At 64.5% G+C, this 22,616-nt stretch carries 21 protein-coding genes; 9 read left to right on the top strand and 12 right to left on the bottom strand.

The features are described 5' to 3' along the window. Nucleotides 1–82 precede the first annotated feature (82 nt). The 3 genes from HZB53_22085 (at nucleotide 83) to HZB53_22075 (ending at nucleotide 4,657) form a co-directional block, all read left to right on the top strand. Complete coding sequence (locus tag HZB53_22085) at nucleotides 83–859, top strand: hypothetical protein (protein MBI5880350.1); 777 nt, start codon at nucleotides 83–85, stop codon at nucleotides 857–859. A gap of 59 nt (nucleotides 860–918) precedes the next feature. Beyond that, nucleotides 919–2,493 (top strand): PQQ-like beta-propeller repeat protein, encoded by a 1,575-nt coding sequence (locus HZB53_22080; protein ID MBI5880349.1) that lies wholly within the window; start codon nucleotides 919–921, stop codon nucleotides 2,491–2,493. Nucleotides 2,494–2,605: 112 nt separating this feature from the next. Next, the gene (locus HZB53_22075) at nucleotides 2,606–4,657 is read left to right on the top strand and encodes a carboxypeptidase regulatory-like domain-containing protein (protein ID MBI5880348.1); all 2,052 of its coding nucleotides are present in this window, start codon (nucleotides 2,606–2,608) and stop codon (nucleotides 4,655–4,657) included. Nucleotides 4,658–4,660: 3 nt separating this feature from the next. On the opposite strand, the gene HZB53_22070 is transcribed toward HZB53_22075, so the two are convergent. From HZB53_22070 to HZB53_22025, 10 genes are all read right to left on the bottom strand, one after another. Beyond that, nucleotides 4,661–5,317 carry a hypothetical protein gene (locus HZB53_22070; protein MBI5880347.1) on the bottom strand — a complete coding sequence of 219 codons (657 nt, stop codon included), beginning with the start codon at nucleotides 5,315–5,317 and terminating at the stop codon, nucleotides 4,661–4,663. Beyond that, a complete protein-coding gene (locus HZB53_22065) occupies nucleotides 5,299–6,447 on the bottom strand; it encodes a radical SAM protein (GenBank protein MBI5880346.1) in 1,149 nt (382 codons plus the stop codon). Before HZB53_22065 ends, HZB53_22070 begins: the two co-directional genes overlap by 19 nt. Next, nucleotides 6,444–7,217, bottom strand: a complete 774-nt coding sequence (locus HZB53_22060; GenBank protein MBI5880345.1) for an alpha/beta hydrolase — start codon at nucleotides 7,215–7,217, stop codon at nucleotides 6,444–6,446. The genes HZB53_22065 and HZB53_22060 overlap by 4 nt, the downstream gene beginning before the upstream one ends. 153 nt (nucleotides 7,218–7,370) lie before the next feature. Then, nucleotides 7,371–8,720: a capsule biosynthesis protein CapK gene (locus HZB53_22055; protein MBI5880344.1), complete on the bottom strand. Its 1,350-nt coding sequence runs from the start codon at nucleotides 8,718–8,720 to the stop codon at nucleotides 7,371–7,373. A 126-nt stretch (nucleotides 8,721–8,846) separates the two neighbouring features. Next, nucleotides 8,847–9,431, bottom strand: a complete 585-nt coding sequence (locus HZB53_22050; protein ID MBI5880343.1) for a hypothetical protein — start codon at nucleotides 9,429–9,431, stop codon at nucleotides 8,847–8,849. Continuing rightward, complete coding sequence (locus HZB53_22045; GenBank protein ID MBI5880342.1) at nucleotides 9,428–9,604, bottom strand: hypothetical protein; 177 nt, start codon at nucleotides 9,602–9,604, stop codon at nucleotides 9,428–9,430. Before HZB53_22045 ends, HZB53_22050 begins: the two co-directional genes overlap by 4 nt. 42 nt (nucleotides 9,605–9,646) lie before the next feature. Continuing rightward, a complete protein-coding gene (locus HZB53_22040; GenBank protein MBI5880341.1) occupies nucleotides 9,647–11,359 on the bottom strand; it encodes a hypothetical protein in 1,713 nt (570 codons plus the stop codon). A gap of 338 nt (nucleotides 11,360–11,697) precedes the next feature. Continuing rightward, entirely contained in the window at nucleotides 11,698–12,111 is a 414-nt protein-coding gene (locus tag HZB53_22035; protein ID MBI5880340.1) for a type II toxin-antitoxin system VapC family toxin, read from the bottom strand. After that, nucleotides 12,108–12,383 (bottom strand): AbrB family transcriptional regulator, encoded by a 276-nt coding sequence (locus HZB53_22030; protein ID MBI5880339.1) that lies wholly within the window; start codon nucleotides 12,381–12,383, stop codon nucleotides 12,108–12,110. The genes HZB53_22035 and HZB53_22030 overlap by 4 nt, the downstream gene beginning before the upstream one ends. Nucleotides 12,384–12,457: 74 nt before the next feature. Beyond that, a complete protein-coding gene (locus HZB53_22025) occupies nucleotides 12,458–14,251 on the bottom strand; it encodes a VWA domain-containing protein (protein MBI5880338.1) in 1,794 nt (597 codons plus the stop codon). 321 nt (nucleotides 14,252–14,572) lie between these two features. Here HZB53_22025 and HZB53_22020 point away from each other — a divergent pair, with 321 nt between their 5' ends. The 3 genes from HZB53_22020 (at nucleotide 14,573) to HZB53_22010 (ending at nucleotide 16,464) form a co-directional block, all read left to right on the top strand. Continuing rightward, entirely contained in the window at nucleotides 14,573–15,055 is a 483-nt protein-coding gene (locus HZB53_22020; protein ID MBI5880337.1) for a hypothetical protein, read from the top strand. Between the two features lie 315 nt (nucleotides 15,056–15,370). Next, nucleotides 15,371–15,919 carry a hypothetical protein gene (locus tag HZB53_22015; GenBank protein ID MBI5880336.1) on the top strand — a complete coding sequence of 183 codons (549 nt, stop codon included), beginning with the start codon at nucleotides 15,371–15,373 and terminating at the stop codon, nucleotides 15,917–15,919. 11 nt (nucleotides 15,920–15,930) lie between these two features. After that, entirely contained in the window at nucleotides 15,931–16,464 is a 534-nt protein-coding gene (locus HZB53_22010; protein ID MBI5880335.1) for a hypothetical protein, read from the top strand. Between the two features lie 290 nt (nucleotides 16,465–16,754). Here HZB53_22010 and HZB53_22005 read toward each other — a convergent pair whose 3' ends face one another. Both HZB53_22005 and HZB53_22000 read right to left on the bottom strand, forming a co-directional pair. Beyond that, the gene (locus HZB53_22005; protein ID MBI5880334.1) at nucleotides 16,755–17,774 is read right to left on the bottom strand and encodes a hypothetical protein; all 1,020 of its coding nucleotides are present in this window, start codon (nucleotides 17,772–17,774) and stop codon (nucleotides 16,755–16,757) included. 5 nt (nucleotides 17,775–17,779) lie between these two features. Next, nucleotides 17,780–19,363, bottom strand: coding sequence for an AAA family ATPase (locus HZB53_22000; protein ID MBI5880333.1), 1,584 nt, complete (start codon nucleotides 19,361–19,363; stop codon nucleotides 17,780–17,782). Nucleotides 19,364–19,532: 169 nt separating this feature from the next. On the opposite strand from HZB53_22000, the gene HZB53_21995 reads away from it, so the two are divergent. The 3 genes from HZB53_21995 to HZB53_21985 all read left to right on the top strand — a co-directional run bounded on the left by HZB53_21995 (nucleotide 19,533) and on the right by HZB53_21985 (nucleotide 22,317). After that, nucleotides 19,533–19,991, top strand: a complete 459-nt coding sequence (locus HZB53_21995) for a hypothetical protein (protein MBI5880332.1) — start codon at nucleotides 19,533–19,535, stop codon at nucleotides 19,989–19,991. 111 nt (nucleotides 19,992–20,102) lie between these two features. Continuing rightward, nucleotides 20,103–21,161, top strand: coding sequence for a GHMP kinase (locus HZB53_21990; GenBank protein MBI5880331.1), 1,059 nt, complete (start codon nucleotides 20,103–20,105; stop codon nucleotides 21,159–21,161). 118 nt (nucleotides 21,162–21,279) lie between these two features. Further along, entirely contained in the window at nucleotides 21,280–22,317 is a 1,038-nt protein-coding gene (locus tag HZB53_21985) for an aldose 1-epimerase family protein (protein ID MBI5880330.1), read from the top strand. Nucleotides 22,318–22,616: the final 299 nt, after the last annotated feature.

Below are 22,616 nucleotides of genomic sequence, written 5' to 3'. Positions count from 1 at the left end.
CAAACAAGCGGGTACCCCTATGGCCAGCTTCGATCCGGTATCTATCTCTCTGAATGATAAGCCCCGCGCGATCATCACGGCGATGGATGAACTGCTCAAGCGGCGCGATGACCAGGCGGCGCGCTACCGCAGCCGCCGCTGGATGCCATTCCTGCTGTTCTTCGCCGGCTTCCCGTTCATCGTGCTCGACCTGGTCCTCGGCTACAACTGCCTGACCTTTAGCCTGGTCTCGTGCGGTTTGTGGATCGCTGCGGCCGTCGCGTTCACTGCGCTGATGCGTGCGCGGCCCGGCGCGCAGTTCGCGCCGCAGTACCAAACTGCCCGCGAGATCATCCACACACTGCGCGACGACCTGAACCCCAAACGCGACGACCTGTTCGGGCAGCTCGACCTGACCGGCATTCGCCAGCCGACCAAGCTGACACGCGAGGCGCCTAACGCCGCCGGCTTGAAAGTGCAATACTACCGCGATGAATGGCTGGGGCTCAAGGGCAAGTTATATGACGGCAATATGCTGCGCCTGTCGGTGATCGACTGGGACAAGGTGCGTACCGGCTATTTCAAGCGCAGCCGCGTCAGCGGCAAGAACAAGTGGAAGGCGGAGAAGTCGAAGACCGGCCACGAACTGCGCGTGCGTATCTCCGTCAACCCGCAGGCGTACGACATCAAGCCGACGCCGGAGATGCGGCAGGGCGCCAAAGTGGGCGCGTACGCCATCAGCGCCATCGAATCGAGCGGCGGCATTATCAATCTGGCTGCTGTGGCGCCCGTTGCAAACATCACGAGCGCCGATGTGCTCGGTGTGCTGCACGCGACGTACGGTCTGCTCCAGCGCAAGGCGACGTCCCCGGCGGCGTAGCGCCGGGCCGCCGGCGCGGACCTGACCGTTGTCACGCACTCACTACAGGTGAACTCGATATGAATACCCGTTCGTTGTCCACGATTATCCTGGCCGTCGTGCTGATCGTGCTCGTCATGGGTGTGACGGGCTTCCTGACGGCGTCCGGCGGCCTCAACAACGCGCGCTTCGACGCGCAGGCGGGCTGGTCCCGCGGCTTCTCCAGTGCACAGACGATGAAGGTCGTGCCGCTGGCCGACAAGTCGCGCATCGTCGTTGTGCAGAACGAAACGACCGTCTCCGCGTTCGACGTGTCGGGCGCGCCAGTGTATTCCAAGACGTTTCGCGGCCCGCTCGTAACCACCTTCAGCGACATCAACGGCGACGGCGCCGACGAGACGCTCGTGCTGTCGCCGGATGCCGGCGGCATTGTCATCACCGCGCTCGGTCCAAAAGGCGAAGAACTGAAGAAGTGGGCCGTCGCGCAGACGAATGCGCCGGCGCGCGCGGCGGTCGTGCGCTTCGCGTCCGGCCCGCAGATTGTCGTCGGCGACGATCGCGGCGCACTGGTCGCGCTGACGCTGGACGGCCGCGAGGCGTGGCGCGCCAAGTTGTCGCGCGGCGGCGCGGTGGACACGATCCGCGGCGAGGATGAGATCAAAGTGGACGGCGCGTACTACCTGGCGGCGGCCAACCACGACGGCGCGGTGGCGCTGTACGACGGCACGGGCAAGACGAAGTGGACGTACACGATGGGCGAGGCGCTGCGCCGTCTGCGCGCGTACGATCTGAAGGGCAACGGCAAGGGCCAGATCATTCTCGGCGGCGACAGCAGCAACCTGGTCATGCTCGACGCCTCGAACGGGCAGGTGTTGTTCACCAAGTCGACGGGTCAGGCGGTCACCGAGGTGCGCGAAGTCGAGGTCGACGGCAACCCCTCAACGCGCGAGTTCGTCGCCGGCGGGAAAAAGGGCGGCGTCTGGGCGCTGACGGCCGACGGCAAAGAGTTGTGGTCGAGCACCGTGTCCGACAAGGTCAACGAGATCGCCGGCGTGGATGTGGACAACGACGGCGCGGATGAAGTCGTGATCGGCGATGACGGCGGCGGCGCGTACCTGTTTGCGGGCAAGAGCGGGTCGCGCACCGATCTGCCGTCGCGCAAGACCGGCATCCTGCGCATCGACGCCGCGCGCCTGACGGGCTCCGATCAGATTGTTGTCGCCGACGGCACATCGGTCACTCTGTTCACCCTGACGCGCACGGTGGCGCCGATCTGGTATTCGCCGCTCACGGCCGGGCTGCTCGTCTCACTGGTGATCGCCGTGCTGGCATGGTTCGTCGCCACGATGCCGCCGAAGCCGACGCTCAAGGTCACGGTCGCCGACCAAAGCCCGGAAGGCATGCAGTCGCGTCTGCGCATGCTGCACGAAGACATCGCCGACCTGGAGCGCCTGAAGAAGGCGGGCGATATGGACCCGAAAGCGTATTTGGAGCGGCTGAAGGACCTGCGTGGCGAACTGGCCGACACGCAGGCCGCGCTCATCAAGGCCGGCGTCAAGGTCACCGTCGAAACGCAGAAGTGCCCGAACTGCGGCGGCAGCATCCCGCTCGGCACCGACAAATGCGAGTACTGCGGCGCCGTTGTAATTCGCTAATCTGCCGGATATACACCGTTCACAGCAAAAACACTTCGGACTCGATGAATCCGGAGTGTTTTATTGAACTTCCAGATCAGAGCACGGTATGCACTCCATTCGACACAGGTATGTGACGCGGCTCATTGTATTGTGCCTGACCGCGCTTGCGCCGGTTGCGCTGGCGCTGGTGGTATCACCCACGGCGCTGGCCGGCCGTCCGCAGGCCGGGCCGGCCGCGCGCGTGAACGCACCGGCGATTACGGTGATCTATCCCGATGCCTTCGCGACCAGCGCGCCGCTGTCGATGATTGCGGCGCAGGCGGCTGCCAGCCCGGCGAATGCTTCATCGACGCCGGTCGCGCGCACGGTGCTGCGCCGCGCACTGGCTGGCGTCTCCGCGCGACCGGTCGCGGAACCCAGCGCGATGCTCGATCAGCCGCACGCTCCGGCGGCCAACATGCCCGGGCTGATCGCCAATTTCGAGGGCGCGAGCAATCTGGAAAACCAATCGGTCGCAGGTCGTTTGGTGTACCCGCCCGACCCCAACGGCGATATCGGCTACGATCCGGCGACAGGCCGCAAGTACTACTTCGAGTGGGTGAACCTGCATTACAACGCGTGGGACGTCACCGACCCGCTGGCCCCCGTGGTCGCGCTGCCGGCGACGGCAGGCAACGCGCTCTGGGCGGAGGGGTTGCCCGGTTCCCGCTGTGCATTAAGTAACAGTGGCGACCCGATCGTGCTGTTCGATGAACAGGCGCACCGCTGGTTCATCAGCCAGTTCGCCATCACGGGGGGTTTTCACCAGTGCGTCGCCGTGTCGCAGACGGCCGACCCGGCCGGTGCGTGGTACCTGTACGACTACCCCTACCTCGACGGCGCAAGCTGGTTCAATGACTATCCCAAGTTCGGCGTCTGGCCCGACCCGCAGTACGGCGCGTACTACATGACGGTCAATCAGTTCAACAGTTCGGGCACCGCGTACCTGGGCGCTGGCGCGGCGGCCTTCGACCGCCAGCGCATGTTGGTGGGCGACCCGTCAGCCGCACTGATCGTTTCCAATCTGTACTACGTCAACCCCAACTATTACAGCCTGCTGCCGGTCGATCTCGACGGTCCGCCGCCGCCGGCCGGCACACCCGGCCTGTTTCTGTCGGTCGACGACGATGTCTTCAATGGGTTGGGCGCTGATGCGGCGCGCGTCTGGGAGTTTCGCCCGAACTGGGCGAACCCGCCCGCCTCCACGTTCGGCATCAACGGGAATCCCAACTACACGCTGCCGGTGGCGTCGTTCGCCCTGCTGCCGTGCGCCAACTGCATTCCGCAGCCCGGCACCCCGGTGAAGCTCGATGCGCTGGGCGACCGGGCGATGTATCGCGCGGCGTTGCGCGATTTCGGCGGCCACCAGTCGCTCGTCGTCAATGAAACCGTGCTGGCCGATGGCGTCGACCGCGCCGGCGTGCGCTGGTACGAGTTCCAGCGCAACCCCAGTGACGGCAGTTGGAGTGTAGCTCAGCAGTCGACCTACGCGCCCGCCGACGGGATCTATCGCTGGATGGGCAGCGCGGCGATGGACCGGCAGGGCAACCTGGCGATTGGCTACAGCGCAGGCTCGACCACACTCTACCCGTCGATTCGCTATGCCGGACGGCTGGTGTCCGACACGCTGAGCACCTTGCCGCAGGGCGAGATGACGATGACGGCGGGCAGTGGCTACCAATCGGGGCAGTATGGACGCTGGGGCGACTACTCGATGATGGGCGTCGACCCGCAGGACGGCTGCACGTTCTGGTACACCAATGAGTACATTCAGACCAGCGGCCTGGTCAACTGGCAGACACGCATCGGCTCGTTCAAGTTCCCAGAATGCATGCCATACGCCGTGGGGAGCTTGACCGGCACGGTGATCAGCGCGGTAACCGGCAACCCGATCTCCGGCACGCATGTGATTGCGGTTGATGCGTCCGGCATCGGCGTGCTGACGGCGCAGACCAACGGAAGCGGGACGTACCGTTTGGTCGGCATTCCGGCGGGCGCATATACCGTCACAGCGTCGGCCGGCGGATACAGCACGGCGTCGGCGCCCGGCGTGCCGGTAACAGCCACACTGACGACGGTTCAGAACTTCGGGCTCGCGTCGTGGGTTTACTTCGTGCCGATATTCATTTATGTGCCGCCGTAGGAACTAGCTGAAACCGTCAGCGGCGACCAGGTCGCTCGTATACTGCACGACTTTGTCGCCCGGCGCGCCGAAGCCGGTCACTTCCTCGATTGTGATGACTGCGGCATCACCGAACAGCGCAGCCAGCGCACGCCGCAGTGCCTGCGGGGCGATGCCCGCGCCGCGCACACGCAGCCGCAGCGCCCCATCCGCCGACTGGTGCAACTGGTACTGCGCCAGTGCGAACGGCTTGAGCGCGTGCGACACGTCGATGTTGTTGACGGCGTTGCCGCGTGTGTCGCGGAACACCACTGGTTGTCGTCCTTCCAAGCCGGTCAGCATTGGTCGCCCGTCGCACATAGCGAAAGCCGCAAAGTCTCCCGTGCGATAGCGCAATAATGACAGAAACGGGCTGAATCCGCCGCTGACTGTGATTTCGCCGCGCTCGCCCGCTTCGCATGCCGTCCCGTCGGCGCGCACGATCTCCACGTACAGCCGGTGATGCAGCAGCGCAAACCCACCGTCGACGGCAACCGCGATCGGGCCGGTTTCGTTCAGCGAGTAGATATCGATCACCGGGCAGCCGAAGTGTGCTTCCAGCATCCGGCGCGTGCCGTCGAGCAGAGCCATCGCCGACGAGACGAGCGCTTTGGGGCGCGTCGTCAGCGGCAGGCGCGACAACTCGACGAACGAGAGTGGATCGCCGGTGTAGATCTCCGGATTGCAGGCGTCGAGGTAGGCGGCCCGGTCGCCGGGCGCGCGCCAGTCGCCGGGGTTGAGGTTGACCTTGACGATGCCGGCCTGTGCCAGCGCCGGCGAGATCGCCGCGTAGGTCCAGGTGCGGCGCTGAAAGCAGACGTTGACGGCGGCAACGCGGCCCGGGCCGCCATCGAGCCGGATGCCGCGCATCGCGCCGGCAGGGCGCGCAGGTCGCCGAGCGTGCGAATCGCGGCTAGCGGCACGCCGTAGCTTTCGGCGGTGAAGTGGCACGGCGCGACACGGCCGTGCTCGTCGATGAACAGGAATTCCGTGCCCGGCTCGCAGTCTGCGACCGGCAGCGTCTCGTTGCGCGCGGATGCGAACATGCGCGCCAGGTACGCCTCCCCGCCGCGCACCGTCAGGCCGCTAGCGAACATGCGCGTGCGGATGTCCGGTAGCACAGCCGCGAATTGCGCGACCTGGTCTGCCGTTAACCGGTTGGCCGGGTAGCACTCCGGGCGGTCGCGCCCGCCCAGCGCGTTGAACGTCACCTCGGCGACACCCCAGCTTGCGATCTCAATACAGAACCCCTCGAACGATTCGACACTGCCGCGCATCAGGATCGTGTTAACGCGCACGCGCGGCCCGGCTCCGGCGCGCGCGATCTCGCCACACAGCCGTGTGACGCCGTCGCGCACGGCCGCGAACCCGCCCGGCGCGGCACGCACATGGTCATGGAACGCTCCGAGACCATCCACGCTCACGGTGACTTCATCCATATCGTCGCGCAGCCGTTGGCGCGCGTCCACCGCGCCAAGCGTTGTGCCATTGGTCGTCACGCCGGTACGCAGCCCGCACTCGTGTTTACAGGCACGCGCCAGATTGCCTAGCGGCGGCCAGATCAGCGGCTCGCCGCCGAGGAAGCTGATGAGCGTGTCGCGCCCGCTCGTCGTGCCGTCCGCGCCGAGCAAGGCCGCGAAGCGCCGCACAGCGGCCGGGTCGGCGTCCGTGCGCGCGCCGCCGAGCGCGCGGCTGTACGCGCAGAACGCGCAGTCGAGATTGCAGCGCGTCGTGACGCGCCAGACGACGATGCGACGGGGCGCGGCGTTCATGCTGTGCCGAACAGGAAGCGCAACGCGCCGGGCAGACGCCCCGCCCACGCCGACTCGCGGTGCATGCCGCCCTCTTCGCGCACGTAGCACAGGTCGGTGCCCTCGCGGTAACCTTTGCGCAACAGCACGTCGCGCAGCGGAACGGCGCTGCCTTCGCGCGTGCCGTGGTCGATGTAGACTTTGCCGCTCACCAGCGGGGCGTTTGCGACGTACGATAGGATCTCGAAGCGGTTGGCCCACAGCGACGGGCTCAGGCCGCCGACATGTCCGAACACATCCGGGTAGCGGAAGTAGGCGTATATGCTGATCAGCCCGCCGAGCGACGAGCCGATGATACCGGTGTCGTGCCGGCCGGCGAGCGTGCGGAATGCCGCGTCAACGCGCGGCTTGACGGTCTCGACGACGAAGGCGAGGTACGGCTCGCCGCGCGCCCACGGGTTGTACTCCTGCGTGCGCTGGTCGCCCATGTGCGGGATGCCGACCACCAGCGCCTCGATGCCCTCAGCGGCCAGCGTCCCCATCGCCGCATCGACCTGCCAGGTGTCGCCCGCGAAGCTGGTCGCCGGGTCGAATAGGTTCTGCGCGTCGTGCATGTAGATGACCGGGTAGTGCCGCTCGCCCGTTCCGTACGAGGCGGGCAGGCGGACGTACAGATCGCGATTGTTGCCCAACTGCGGGCTGTGCACGTCCCGCAGCGCCTTCCAGCCGGCGCCGGCCGCGTTCTGCTCACGCCCCGGTATGGCGCGGTAGTCAATCCAATGATCGGTCATGAAAACCTGTTGTCCACGAATTCACACGAAAAAACACCAAAGGCATTATCCGCGAATAACGCGAATCGACGCGAATCAAAAATCCATTCGTGAAGATTCGCGTTATTCGCGGATAACGGTTTCTTCTGGTGTTTCTTCGCGTCCCTTCGTGGATTACATAGTGATGTCGCTCGTGTACTGCACGACCTTGTCGCCGAGCGAGTCCACGATCTCGATGCTGACCGCCTGGTCCGCGCCGAACAGGTCGCGCACGGCGGTACGGATCGCCGCCTCGTCGGGCGCGGGGGCGCGCACGCGCATCGCCAGCGCGCCGTCCGCGCGCTGATGCAGGGTGAACTGCGGCAGGGCGAGCGGGCGCAGGGGGTTCGTCACATCGAGGTTGTTGAGCAGCGTGCCGCCGGTCGAGCGATAGATGACCGGCTGGCGTCCTTCCAGCCCGACGATCACCGGCCGGCGGCCGCGGAACTCCAGGGAAGCGAAATCGCTGGTGCGGTAGCGCAGCAGCGGCAGGAACGGGTTCATCCCGCCGCTGACGACCAGTTCGCCGCGCACGCCCGGCGGGCAGGGCGCGCCGCGCTCGTCCAGCACCTCGACGAACAGGCGCGGCTGCAGGAGGATGCGCGCGTCGCCCTGCGTGAACGCGATCGGCCCCGTTTCGTTCATCGAGTACAGGTCGATCACCGGGCACGCGAAGTGCGCTTCGAGCGCACCGCGCATGCCCGGCAGCAGCGCCATCGCCGTCGAAACAAGCGCGCGCGGGCTCGTGCGCAGCGGCAGGCGCATCAACTCGGCGAAGGCGAGCGGGTCGCCGGTGTAGAACTGCGGATCGCAGACGTCGAGGAAGCGCGCGCGGTCGTCCGGGTCGCGCCAGTCGGCGGGATGCAGGTTCAGCTTGGCGCAGCCCATCTCGGCCATCTCCGGCACGACCGAGGGATAGGCGTACGACTTGCGCTGCCAGCCGACGAGCAGGTACAACACGCGCTCGCTCTCTACGCTCAGTGTCACACCATGCGCGGACAGAGCGCGCCGCACGAGCGGCAGATACGATGCGGCGGTGACCGGATGCGACATCACGATCAGCGGGTGGCCGGTGGTGCCGGTCGTGTTGTACCAGACCAGCCCGTCGAGCGGCTGGCTGTCGGGCACGAACGACCACGGCGCGTGGCTGATATCCTCGCGCGTGCAAGCCGGGATGTCGCCGAACTGTTGCGGGCGCGCGCCGTACTGCCGGTAGAACGGGACGTCGCTGAAGCACTGCTCGACAAACGCATCCATCCACGCTGGGACGCCGCCGGGCGTCCAGCCGTCCGGTTCCGCGTCGAGCGATGCGTCGAAGACGCGTACCTGCGCCAGCCATTCGGGCGTCAGGTGGTGGCCGCACGTCGCGGTGTAGCGCGGCGCGCTGGGGTGCTCGCGCAGGAAGCGCAGCACCCGCGCGCCGTGCTCCGTCAGGCCCGGATACCGTGCGGCGTCGGTCAGATCGTCCGAATAGTTGGGCATCATGGTCTAGATATCGATCCGCGAATAACGCGAATAAGCGCGAATCAAAAACCTGATTCGCATTCGCGAAGATTCGCGTTATTCGCGGATTACTCTTTGGTGTTCCTTCGTGTCTCTTCGTGGATCGCATTATTCCCGCGTCGCCTTGTCGGCCGCTTCCTCGGCGGCCTTGCGCGCCAGCGCCTCGCGAATCTGCCGGGCGCGCTCCTCAGCCGCGCGCGCCGCGCTGATGACCTTCGAGCGCCCCGCGCTGCTAACGGTCGTCAGGCGATCCTGGGCCTGCGCCTCGCTCTCGCCCGCGGGCCGCAGCCCGAGCCGGTCGAGCGCAGTGCGCGCCAATTCCTCGCGGCGGTCGGGATCGGAGACGAGCTTCGGCGCCTGCACATACGGCGCGAGCGCCTGTGCGCCGTCCGACAGCAGTTCGACGGTGCGCGACGCGTCGGGGCGCTCCGCGAACGCCGGGTCGTGCAGCAGCCAGCAGATGATGAGCACGATGCTGAGCCGGTTGCGGTGCTCGCGCGCGCTGGCCGGCTGGAACACCGCCAGCGTCTGCGCGTCGGCGGGTGGCAGTCCGAGATCGCGCAGGGTGTCGGACACGACCGCCGCGACGTTGACGCTGCCGGCGGCGCCGATGCGCGGCTCGGCCAGGAAGTCGGCCGGCGTCTCCGCCAGGCGGCGCAGCAGCGTTTCGAGCGGGGGGCCTTCGCGGCTCATCGGTGCGCGCTCCCGGCTGGCGCGCCTTCGTCGTACGTCATGCGGCTGAAGTTGCGCACAAACTTCACCAGTTCCTCCCATGTGCCGATCGGGTTGATGCCCCGGCCCTGGTCGCGGGCAATGCCGCCGCTCGTGCCGAACGCCTTCTTGCTCTGACTGGCAAAGCTGAGCAATACGCCCGACTCACGCGCGACGGCTCCGTCCGCTGGAGCGGGTCAGCGCCGGATCACGGGCAGAAACACTGGCGGGCGCACTTCGACCGCGCCGATGTCGCACCCCGCGCCGAGCGGTCGCGGCACGCCGCGTTGGTCGGTCGGCGGGCATGCCGCGAGCAGCGCCGCGTCAATCAGCGGACTGCCGCGTACTGGCGGGGCGGTCCACAAAGGCGTTAGCCCGTCGAAGCCAACCAACGCGCCGCCATAATTGCCGAGCGGCTGGAATTGGGCGTTGGCGTTGCTCTGGTCCGACGGCTGATTGAAACCGCACGTCGTGCCGCTGTCGGCGTTGCCACCCAGTGACAGCACCGGGAAGTCGCAGTTGTCCGGTGCGCCGCCACTAATCACTGTATTGACGATTCGCACACTCGGGGACAGCCCCGGCGTGCCGAGGAAGAGCGTGCCGCCAGAAATTCCCGCGGTGTGGCTGATGAAAGTTGAATTGGTGACGGCGATGGTGCCATTGTACATCATGATGGCGCCGCCATGGTACCCCGCGTTCTGGGCAAAGGTGCTATTGACCACATTCAGGCTTCCCCACGTCTCGATCACGCCCCCGTTGCCGTTCCACGCGTAGCCGTTGTTGCTGAACGTGGATGAATTGACCGACAACCCGCCATTACTCCAGATCGTCTGCCCTTGCCCGCCCCGATTGCCGCTAAAGCGACTGTTCATGATTACAGCCGGCATACCGGCGCTGACGCGAATCGCACCACCCTGATTCCCGGCCTGATTGCCGGTGAACAGCGATTCGCTCACGGTGAGCGGCCCCGACGTGATGATCGCTCCGCCGTTGGACGCCTGATTGGCCTCAAAAGTGGAGCGGGTTACCCGCAGCGGTTGCTCGTTCCAGATGGCGCCGCCCTCGTTCGTCAGCGATACGTTGCCGGAAAACCATCCGCTCACCCACGCCGGGCCGCTGTTCTTGAACGCCCCGCCCGCACCGTTACTGCGATTGTCGCGGAACGCCGCCGTGAGCGTCAGCGTGCCCGCGTCGTTGACCAGTGCGCCGCCATACGCGCCGGCGTAATTTGCAATGAACGAGGACGCTTCACTCCAGGACGGGTCCTGCGCGACCGTCCCCAGGTAGTTGTTGACACCCCCGCCCCGGAAGCCCGCCCAATTCTGAATGAAGATGGCCCCGTTCAGCCCCAGTGCGCCGGTTGAATCAACCGCTCCGCCGTTGAGGCTGGCGGTGTTGCTGACGAAGTTGGTCTCCCAGAGCCTCAGCGTCCCGTAGTTGCCGATCGCTCCGCCATGCGCGGCCGTGGAATTGTGTTCGAAGAGCACGTCGCCGTATATGGTCGCCAGGCCACCCGGCTCAATCTGAAGCGCGCCGCCCGACGCGCCCGCGTAGCCGTTGCGCAGGAAAACGCTCTGCAACGTGAGCGCCGCACCCGGTGTGACATGGAACAGCCGCACACTGCCGCCGCCGCTGAACACGATGCGGCCCAGACCGCCGTTGGTGCCGTAAATAGTCGTGGTGATGGCGATGACCTTCTCGGCACTGAACGTGATCGTCACCGCTCCGCCACAGTTGAACGTGACCGCCCCGCCGCCGGACAGCGCGCCGTCCAGCGCCGCTTCGTTACAACTGCCCGGTGTCCCCGTGCCGACTATTCCGCCCGCGTGCGCCGGTGCTGCCCCCAGGGCAACCACGAGCAGTCCGACCACGCTGAGAATCACGCAACCCAGCCAAAGACGTGCCTTCATGGCTGACCCCCTTCGGTGACGCCGATCAAACAGACAAGCGGTGGCGTTGCGCCCCCGCTTGTCGTCGAATCGTCGCACCAATTGTGACTGCCAGATCATCGCGAGCAGACAGCCGATGGTACCGCATAACCGCCGCCATCTTAGCCTCGTTCAGGGCAAAGCGCAAGCAAGAGTTTCCACATGCCCACGGCAGCGCACTTTGCGCGAGACTCACGAGACTAACGTCACTCCCTGTGTTCGTGTTATGTGCCGGTCGAGCGCGCCTGTTCGAGTTGCGGTCGGCTACCGGTTGCCCGTTGCTCGGCGCCGAATGACTCGGTGGCGATAACTGGCGACGGCTATGGCTCGATGCGCTGAAGGCCCGCCACCCGGTCAAATTCGCGATCATACGAGATGATCTCGCCAATCTTCAGGCGCTCCATGTGGGCGATCGCCAGTGCGTCCTCGAAGTCCAGGCGCTGCGACGCGTACAGATCGAGTGCGCGCAGGTACATCCGGCGATACGGTAGTTTCAGACCCGGCATCGACAGCAGCGGGTAGAGCCGGGCGCGAATCTCCTCGGGCGTCAAGTTATACAACTGTTTTGATGCCAGTACATAGACGACCTCGGCAATAATCGCCTCCGCAGTCGTCAGGCGGACTTCGTTGCGTTGCGCTTTTTGGAACAAGGCGAGACAGGCCTCGGCGCGCTTCGGATGATCGCGCGTGAGGAAGCGCAGAAACACGTTCGTGTCCACGAATTGCGTGTTCACGACGCGCGCCTCGCTGTGCGGCGACGGATATGCTCTTCAACCGCCGTGTCCCGCAGACGCTTGAAGTTCTCGGGGCGCTGACGCGGCTTCACCGAGCCGAATGCTTTCTCCAGCGTCATCGGCGGCGGCAACAGTTCGACGCGCAGGCCATCCACCACGCGGAAACGCACTTTGTCGCGCACGTTCAACCCCAGCAAGCGGCGCACTTCGATGGGAATGGTCACCGTACCCTTGGCCGTCAGCGGGCGCACGTACTCCTCGATTCTTTCCATGGTTGAACCTCTTAAACAAGGTATAACTTACACGTGCAGTTTACCCCTGGACCATGGACGCGTCAAGCGACCGCTCATCGGCGCAGCCGTTGGGACGGGGACTCCTCGCCGCCTTCCGGCGCATACGTCTTGCGGCTGAACTTGCGCGCGAACTCCACCAACTCCTCCCATGAACTGATCGGGTTGATGTCCCAGCCTTCGTCGCGCGCCTGCACCAACTGCTTCTCGACTTGCTCCCAACTCGGGAACAGATTCAGCACCATCGTGCCGCCGCCGCGCGCCTTCGCCAGCGCCATGCGCGCGATCGCCCAGCCGTCCGCGCCCTGCTCGTCCTTGTCGAACATGGTCGTCACGCCGTTGTCGGAGATGATCAGGATGTGCGCCGGTCGGTCGGATGGCTTGCGGTCGGCAAACGTGTCGCGCAGGATGTGGAGCGGGAACTGCGTGCCGTCGCCGAAGTAGCCGGTCAGGATCTGCAGGATGCGATGCTCGTCGCGGATGAAGCCCTTCGTCGTCTCGTACTGCATCTTGCCGCTCCAGAGCGTCGCCTGCACGCGCGCGCCCGCCCGCAGCGCCGACAGTGCGATGATCGCACCGGCCAGCGTCAGGTACGAGACGTTCACTTGCGGATCCGGCATCGAGCCGGAGCAGTCCACGTACAGGTCGAGATCGAGCGGCTGGCTCTCCGGCAGCTTGCCCTCGGTCGAGCCCCAGACGCGCCGCACCGTCGTCAGGCCGGGGATGACGCGCGGGCTGCGCAGGATGCTCTCCGTCCAGTCGGCGTCCTCTAACGGCTGCCCCACCTCCCACGGCTCCGTGCCCTCCGGCAGCGGCTCGGTCGATTCGGGCACGATGCGCGACGGGAAGCGGATCAGGTGCGGCACGGCGCGTTCCTTATAGTAGCGCGCGGCGATCTCGTGATTATCCAGGTCAATGCCGAGGCTGCGCAGGATCTCGCCGAACTCGAACGGCTGGCGCGCCTGCCCGGTGCTGGCTTTCTGCGTGCCGCTCTCAACCGGCGGCGCTTGCCCGTCGCCGTCGGCGTCCGCGCTGTCGATGCCTTCGCCGGCCAGGTCGGGGTCGAGCGACGGATGGATCGCGCCTTCCTTTTCGCCATCCTCGATGCCGGTTAAGCCGCTCGGCATGCCGCCGCCCGCGCCGGCGTTCTGCATGTCGCGCCAGCCCTTCAGGATCTGCTGGATCGTCTTGCCGTCGTCGTCCAGCAGGTACGGCAGGCAGAGCGCGGCGAAGCGGCCGGAGCCGTCGAGCCAGTCGCGCGCGTACGAGCGGATCAGTCGCGCGCCAAGCTGCGCATCGCCTTCCAAACGCGCATCGATCTCGCCGAACGTCAGCGTACCTTTCTGCTGACTCCAGAGGATCTCGTAGATGCGCATGTAGAATGTCCACATGCGGTCGGCCGAGCGGTTGCCGATCTGCTGGTACACATCGGCGATGTGCAGCCCGGCGCTGCGCTGCAGGCGGTCGTTGATCAGCAGGTCGGTGTAGAGGTTGGCGACGAACGGCGCCAGGTTCTCCTTGGTCGGCAGGGCCCAGCGCATGCGCGCCAGCATGCGCGCGTGGTCGGTCAGGTCGGCGGGCGCGTAGACGTGATGGCCGATCTCGTGCGCCAGCACCTCGCGCGCGAATGCGTCCAGCTTGTTCTCGCGCACGCCTTGCAGATCGATCACCACCGTCTGGTCGGTCAGTCGGATCATGGCGAACGACTGCGAGAGCCCTTCGACCGTGGCCTCTTTGTGCGTTGCGCACCAGTGCGGCGCGCCGAGCTTGGTGAACTTGCTCCAGGTGGCCAGCGCGGTTTGCCACTGCGCGGACCACTGCGCTTGCAGGGTGTCGAGCTCGTTGCTCATCATCTCACCACCAAGTCGACAAGACATAAAGGAAGGTCTGTCTCACGCCAAGACGCAGAGAGCGTAAAGAAACCCAAGGGAAAACGTGCATTATTTCGGCTATAGGCGTGAGTCTGCCAGACTTCTGCCAGCTTTCCTGAGCCCATTGACATTTCCCCCCCCCTGAGGAGTATACTGGAAATTGAAAGATGGTCGCCAGAAGTGTTTGCAGTATCACGACTTCATCCCATGTCGTACATGTCGAGACAGCACCTCTGAGATCGCGCTAGATCCCCGTTCTGCCGCCACAAGCGGCATCACAGTAATTAGGAGGCGTACGCCATGTCTCCCAGACGAGAAAAACTCCAGATTGCCGTGGCTTTGGTCCTGGTGTTGATTGGCGCTATGCTGACTTCGAGCCTCGCGTATGCACAAGGACCAGAGGATTTTGCTCTCCGACATCCCCTATTTGCCGGCATCGCGAAGAAATACGGCAAGGATTGGGAAAAGGGGTTGCATCCGGACTTGAAGACCTGGGTCAAGTACCAGCGGATTATTGGACCGCGTGCGTTGATTACCGGATTTAGTGACCAGCAACTCAATGAGCAAAATCCGAATCCAAAGTTCACGATTTTTGTGACCAAGTGGGACAAGAGTGATCTGCTACAGTCTGTATTGCCCCAAAGGCATGACAATGGTAAGCCTATAGAAATATTCGAGTTGGAAATTCCGAAGTTTGCTTTCGATAGTGGCTATGCCAAATCAACGCCTGCGCTATTTTGGCCCACAGCGAATCCCAGTCTGCCGCATTTCGCCTTGGATTAGTTCAGATGTACCTTTGAGCGTCCTGCGAAGGGCGGGTTAATCATGGGGAATCTAGCCCATGGGTACGGAGCCGGTACGTTGGGAGCATCTGTTATCGGCGAAGGTGGTGGCCGATCTGTTAGTGGCTGGAAATATCTGTTTGGAAACTACCATGTGCTGGTTGATCCATCTGGTTGCTGCTCAGGCGACAGAGTGTATCAAGCCGTTGATATCGGCGGATGTAATCCCCCGCCACCAGTTAGGGTTTGACCGGAAACAATCTGCCCACTTGAGTGCGAAAACGCCCGGAAATAGGCGTGTTTCGATGGATCCAATTTGCAAACTGGTCAAGTTATTTCCGGTCAAAGTCTTATACATCTTGGAACCGTTGGAGGTATACAGGGCCAACCACTACCAGACGACGTTAAGACAAGGTACGATGATGAAGCTAATGCTAACCTCACCGATGTCGTCATAGGTTATTTGACAGCAGATAGTGAAATGGTCGCTGAGATTCATGGCATCGGTAACCCTGATCCACAAGAGATGTTTGAACCTCAGATGAATTGGTATGGCAATAAGACCGGATTCAGAACAGGAACGACTTTTGGCCGTATATGGTATTATCCTTTGACGATAGGTGTTTTTGATGTCCGAAACGGCAAGACTGCATGGTATAGAGATACTTTTTTGGCTGACAACTGGAACGAGACTGGAGATTCCGGAGCGTTGTGGCTAGACCAAGGTGGTTCTGGGCACAGACCTCGAGTGCACGGCTATATGATAGCCAGAACACCAGATGGCGGCGGCTACTATCATGGAGTGTACGCCCGCTGGTGGCATGTGAAGGGAGCCTGGAATATTCATATCAACCACGATCGGTAGGAGGAGCGTGAATGCAGATCCGGTCGAACAAAATTTGGGTGAGGCGTGGTGCCCTGGTTTTCATCGTCGCTATTGCTGGAACTATCATATTGATTACCGAGAAGGCGCCCGCAATACCTTTGTCAGCATCTATCGTCACACCATTAGCCACAGCGCCTTTTGTGGTCACGCCAAGGCCATGGGTAATTCCGACTCTGGCGCCGCTCCCGCCTGAACTGGCTAGTGATCCAGCACTGCGCAACCCGCTATTTGCGAGCCTGGCGCGACAATATGGGGCTGACTGGGAAAACTTCTTGGGATCCGATGGACATCTATGGCTGAATTGGCAGCGGAAGATTGGGACGCATGCTCTGATCACAAGCGCCACGGGCGCAGACTCTGCGGCAGATGCCAAGGTTTCCCAATTTATTGTCGGCGTATGGGAATGGGACCACACCGACTTATTTGCATTGGGGCTACCACGCACTATCGCGGGGAAACCCGTCCAGATCGTAGAGCTGGGGTTCGCAGACTTTGGCATTGTACCATTTCGTAGCGGGAAATGATTCGGCGAGAGTGCATCTGCCCAATCAGATTCCGTAGACCGTGGTGCTAATCACTTTACCACCCCTCAGAATTCAGTGGATCCGCTTAGCCGCAATACCTTTCAAAATCGTGCTAGAGCGTTTCCCCGGTTAATCCGGTACACTCGCCAGAATCGCCATTGCGAGTCCTCTTTTCTTTTCTCCGCGAATAACGCGAATCTACGCGAATAGGAAGCCGAATTCATTTCGTGTTTCTGTCTGTATGGCGTGGACAAAAGATTGGCGAAGAGCGTGTTATTCGCGGATCTGATTTAGACGGCGGCGACCAGCCAGACCGCATGTGACAGCGCGGTGGTCACGGCCAGCGTGGTGCCGTCCGAGGCGGCGCTCGTCGCGTTGGTCAGTTCGGGGAAGGTGCAGCTCAGCTTGCCGAGCGTCACGCGGCCGCCACGGTCGAGCTTGAACGGACCAAGCGACGGGCTGGCCTTCATGCCGTCGGCGCGGTGGAACGTCGCGCCGTAGGCGTCGGCACTCAGCAGGTACGCGCCGGTCTGCGCATCGCTCGCGATGAACTGCCCGCCGGCCGGCGTCACGGTCGGCGGCGCGAGGAACAGCCCGCCGAAGCCGCGAAACGCCCCCGCGCGCGCCACAATCTTAAGCTGTCCCGCGCTTGCTTTGCCGTCGATCTGCGACGCCTTGCGCCACGGCTCGGCGCGCAGGCGGGCGATCAGGTCGGCGACCGGCATCTGTCGCGCGGCGGGTGATGCATCGAGCGCGGCATGCACGACCGGCGCGGGCAGTTGCCCGCAGAGGTCGAGCGCGCCGGTGCGGTAGTGGGCTAGCCCGGCACGCCACGCGGCGACCTGGCCGCCACGCAGCAGCGTATCGCCGTCGGCGCAGAGCGGTGCCAGCGCGCGCATCGACTCGATCCACTCCGCCGGGCGCGCGCCCGGTACCTGCGACAGGTTGTAGAGCGCGTTGGTGACCGATCCGGCGACGGCGCGCGGCGCGGCGGCCAGGTGCGCTGCCAGCGCGGGTAGCAGATCGCGCCATGCCACGCCGATATGCGGGTAGCGCGAGCGCGCCCCGAGGATGTCCTCGCACAGCAGTTCGAGCGACAGGTCGTACAGCACCTGCGCGACGGTGGCGGTCGCGTCGGGCCGGGTCGCGTGCGCCGCCGCGACCACCGGCGCAACCGTGCCGCGCAGAAAGTCAAGAAACTCCGCGCCGTCGAGCGCCGCGTGTATACGCCGCGCCTCGACGAAGCGCGCGTTGAACGTCTCGCGTCCGGCCTTCAGCACAGCGGCGAACGCGCCGGTCAGCGGAGGCATGGTGGTTACTGCTTCCATGTCAGCCATTTCAGGTAGTTCGTGTAGCGCTGGTGCAGGTACTTCAGCTTGAGAATGTCGTCGTAGATGTTGCCGTACAGCTTGCGCGCCTTGCTCCACTCCGCCAATTGCCGCTCGATCTTCGCGAGCCGCGCGCGCGCCTCGGACTCGTTCACGCCTTCCAGCCCGTGCGCGAACTCCGCCTCCAATGTCGCCACCGGGTCGTCCTTGTCCAGGTTCAGCCGGTCATACTCGGCGCACGACAGATCGAACAGGCGGCGCAGCCAGCCGATGCGGTCGGTGCGGAAGGCGGCGTTGCCCGGCGCGTCGAAAAACGGCGAGTCCGCGTCCATCACCAGCTTGTCGTGCAGGACGAACGGCAGGATCTGCCGCAGGTCTTCCATCTCCACGATCGGGTTGCCGCGGAAGTGCGCCAGCGCCTTGGCGTACACGATCAGCGTCATCAGCGCGCGCACCGACAGGCCGTTTTTCGTCTGGCTGCCGATGTCCTTGACCTTGTCCTTGCCGGTCTCCTGCGACGAGAGCAGGTGCACGTCGACGCTGGACAGGCGCGCCGTGTCCTTGGTCATGTACTCGAGCTGCGCGGCGGCCGGCTCCAGGAACTCGAACTGGCTGGCGAAGAACTCCAGCCGGCGGCGAATCTCCGGCGGCAGGTTGACCGCCACGATCTCCCGGTCGAGCCGGTCGATCTCGGCCTCCGTGAAGATAATCTGCGTTGGCACGACGTCTTCCGGCCGCGCACCGGCCTCGATGCGCGCCAGCAGCTCTTTCAGGAAGCGCATGTTGAACGCCAGCGCGGTCACGACCACATCGATGCGGTCGCGCAGCGCCTCGATGACCTGGTACGTCCCGCCGCCCGCGTCGTCGTTGGCGGTTAGGTACCAGGCCGCTTCGGGGCACTCGTAGACGTGGTCGAGCAGTTCGGCGTAGTTGTCGCCCATCACGGTCAGCAGGGCCGATTGCGTGCGCGTCGGGATGCGGTTGTACTCGTCGACGATTTTGACGCGCATGCCGAGCCACTGCCGCCACGCGATGCGGATGTCCTCGATGCGCTGGGCGTTGACGAGGTCGGCCGGCAGGGGCGTGCCGAGCAGATCGGCGATCGTCATCTGCGGCTGGCCGTGCTGCATGCCGCGCCGCACCTCCTTGACCGAGTAGCCGGCCAGCACGCCCATCAGGATCGCGCTGGCGGTCTTGCCGCGCCCCGGCCCGCCGATGAACAGGCACTTGCGGCGCGTGGCGAAGGTCAGCAGCGGCAGCAGCACGTACGACGAGTAGCTCTGCCCGGACGGCAGGCTGACGCGCGTCTTGCTGTCGCCGAAGACGAACGACTGGTTCGGCCCGTCGTTGTACTCGATGTCGTAGTGCGGGCTGATGATCGCCGTGTTGACGATCCAGAAGTACGCCTGGCGCAGCTTTTCGTCGAGCGGCAGGCCACCGCCGGCCTTCGCCTCAAGATCGGCGACCGGGCCGCGATACAGGTCGGCCACGTCGAACGTCCGGCCCGGCGTCTGCGGGTGCGGATTGGTCGGCGCCTGCGATACTTTCTGGAAGATGTTGGGTGCGGGCATGGAGGGTAGTCTAATCAATCCGTCATGCAGCGTCAAACGGGTCTGGGGAAGCACCGGAAACGAAAACTTGCTTTTGTCCCGCGGGGCGGAGTATGATTACACTATGCGCCGTAGCCGCTTGCGGTCTCTTACTGTACCGCGCCATGCGCCGGTCTGCCGAGGAGGAGCGATGAAGACCATCTTCCGTGTATTGATCTGCCTTTCCCTGCTCAACGTGGTCGGTTGTATCGTGCCCGGCGCAAGTCCCGGTTACGGTCTGGACGTCAAGCTCGTGATGGCCAAGGCACCGGCGCTCAACGAGCCAGTGGTGGTGACGACCACGGTAACGGCTGGACAGGACACGCGGGTGTCTGCTCATCTCGACCTATTCCAAGCAAGGGCAGAAGTTTTATCGGGCTTCACTGAGGGGAGCTTTGATCTAAGAAAAGATATACCAGCTATCTTCACTACAACACTGCGCTTCATCGAAGAACGGGGGCATCTCGTCGTCGTAGACGCGTATGGTACGCAGGGAATGCACGGTGCGGCAAGTGTTGGCGTGTATGTCACACGTACAGGCGGCACATTCGATATGCCCCGTCCCACACCGGGACCGCAAATGCCGCTGACTTCGACGCCAATTCGATAGACCTCGCGCGTCGTAGCCGCCTCACTGGCAGTTGACTTTTCCCCCGTTGGGTAGCACAATCCGAAGCGCAGTCATCCTGGCCGCGCCGTTCGGCGCGTCGCCATTGCGGACATCGACCCTATGAGCAACTCTCCCCGCCCCGTGCGCCTGATCAACAGCCTCGCCCCCATCCGCATCTGCGACAACGGCGGCTGGACCGACACCTGGTTCGCCGGGCGCGGCGCGATCTTCAATATCGGCGTCTACCCGTACGCCGAGGTGCAGATCGAAGTCTACCGTACCGCCGATGTTCCCGAGCGAATCGTCATCAATGCGGAAAACTTCGGTGAGCGCTACGCCATCCCGCCGGAGCGCAAGGGCTGGGTGCGGCACCCGCTGCTGGAGGCGTCGATCGAGCGGATGAAGGTGCCGGACGACGTCGCGATCCAGGTCAGCATCTTCTCCGAAGCGCCGGCCGGCGCGTCCACCGGCACCTCGGCGGCGGTCGCCGTCGCGCTGGTCGGCGCGCTCGACTGCCTGACCCCCGGCCGCCTGAGCGCGCACGAGGCGGCCTACACCGCGCACGCCATCGAGGTCGAGATGCTCAAGCGCCAGTCGGGCATCCAGGACCAGTTGTGCTCGGCGTTCGGCGGCATCAACTACATTGAGATGTTCAACTACCCGCACGCGACCGTCTCGCCGCTGCAGGTGCCGAACCCGATCTGGTGGGAACTGGAGCGGCGGCTGGTGCTCGTCTTCCTCGGCCATTCGCACGACTCGTCGCAGGTACACGAGAAGGTGATCCGCGAACTGGAGAGCGCCGGGCCCGATAGCCCCAAGCTCGAAGCGCTGCGCCGCACGGCGGGCCGCTCGCGCGATGCCGTGCTGGCCGGCGATTTCGCCGCGCTCGGTCGCGCCATGACGCAGAACACCGAGGCGCAGGCGCGGCTCAACCCGTACCTGGTCAGCCGCGACGCCCAGCAGGTGATCGCCATCGCGAAGTCCCATGGCGCGCTCGGCTGGAAGGTGAATGGCGCCGGCGGCGAGGGCGGCTCGCTGACGATCCTCGCCAGCGACCACTCCTACGAGAAGCGCGCGATGATCCGCGCCATCGAGCAGGAGAGCCCGCTGTTCCAGAACATGCCGATCTACCTGAGCCGGCAGGGGCTGCGTGTCTGGGAACGCCAGTAAGAAACCAAGTCCCAAATCCCAACGGGGAAATCCCAAGCACCAAATCCCAAATCCCAATACACCGATCCCCGATCCCTGACACCTGACACCCGATCCCTGATCCCCGAATTGAGGTCCCATGCCTGAACTGTTCGGACACAAATACAGTATCGAAGAACTGCGGCAGATGACCGGCGGCCTGTCGCAGATCGCCGGCGTGCGCCTGATGGAACTGGCCGACGGCAAGCCGCGCGGCATGCGCGCCGCCGAAATCTACACCGGCAGCGGTTTCCGGTTCCAGGTGCTGATCGACCGCGGCCTCGACATCGGCTTTGCGGAGCAAAACGGGCGGCCGCTGGCGTGGATCCACCCGGCGCTCGGACGGCCGGAGCAACACGAGCCGCTCGGCTACGGCTGGGTGCGCACGTTTGGCGGCGGGCTGGTGACGACGTGCGGGCTGACGCATTTTGGTCAACCGGAGACCGACGGCGCGGAAGCACTCGGCTTGCACGGCCGCATCTCGCACATGCCGCCCGACCATGTGCGCGTCACCGAGGAGTGGCGCGGCGACGACTACGTGCTCGCCATTGAAGCACAGGTGCGCCAGTCAGTGTTGTTCGGGGAGAATCTGCTGTTGACGCGCCACATCGTCACGCGGCTCGGCGCGAACTCATTCACAATCGAAGATACGGTGCGCAACGATGGCTTCCGCCCGACCCCGCACATGCTGCTCTATCACTGCAACTTTGGCTTCCCGGTCGTCAGTCCGGACTCGGAACTGATTATCGACGACGAGCAGGTCGACCCGCGCGACGAGCCGGCCCGGCAGGGATTGGATCGGCACACGCGCTTCGACCGGCCGTCGCCTGACTACGCCGAGCAGGTCTTCTTCCACAAGCCGCGCGTCGGCGCCGATGGCTTCGTGCGCGCCGCGATCGTCAACCGCGCGCTGAACTTCGGCGCCTACGTGCGCTACCGCGCTGCCGAGCTGCCGTGCTTCGCGCAGTGGAAGATGATGGGCGCGGGCGACTACGTCTGCGCGCTGGAGCCGGCCAACTACTGGGAGACGCCGCGCCAGAAGCTGCGCGCGGAGGGCCGCCTGCGTTTCCTGCAGCCCGGCGAAGAAGTGCATTACCGCCTCACGATCGGCGTGCTGGAGGGGCACGGAGCCGCTTAGATAATATCGTCACTTGCGGCGCTGAAGCGGAGTCTCTAACCGGAAGGGCGCCTACGACGCCAGCGTCATTCCGGCACGGTTTTGGCCGGAATCCACTTGCTGCTCATGACGTTCGCAGTATCGCTTGTAGGGGGCACCCCTTGCGGGTGCCCGATGGCGGGCCGGGGCAAGCCTATTGGTCATAGGTTAGGGTCATGGCAAAAATGTCAAGAGGCAGAATCGAGTGCTGGCGTGGGTGGCGGTTGCTGGGCGAGCAACGCCTGCAACTCGGCGCGCAGCGAATGGCGCTGGGGCCGTGC

The organism is Chloroflexota bacterium (assembly GCA_016235055.1).
Classification (GTDB): Bacteria; Chloroflexota; Anaerolineae; order JACRMK01; family JACRMK01; genus JACRMK01.
Note: the sequence above shows the minus strand (reverse complement) of the source record. Positions and strands in the feature narration are given on the sequence as shown.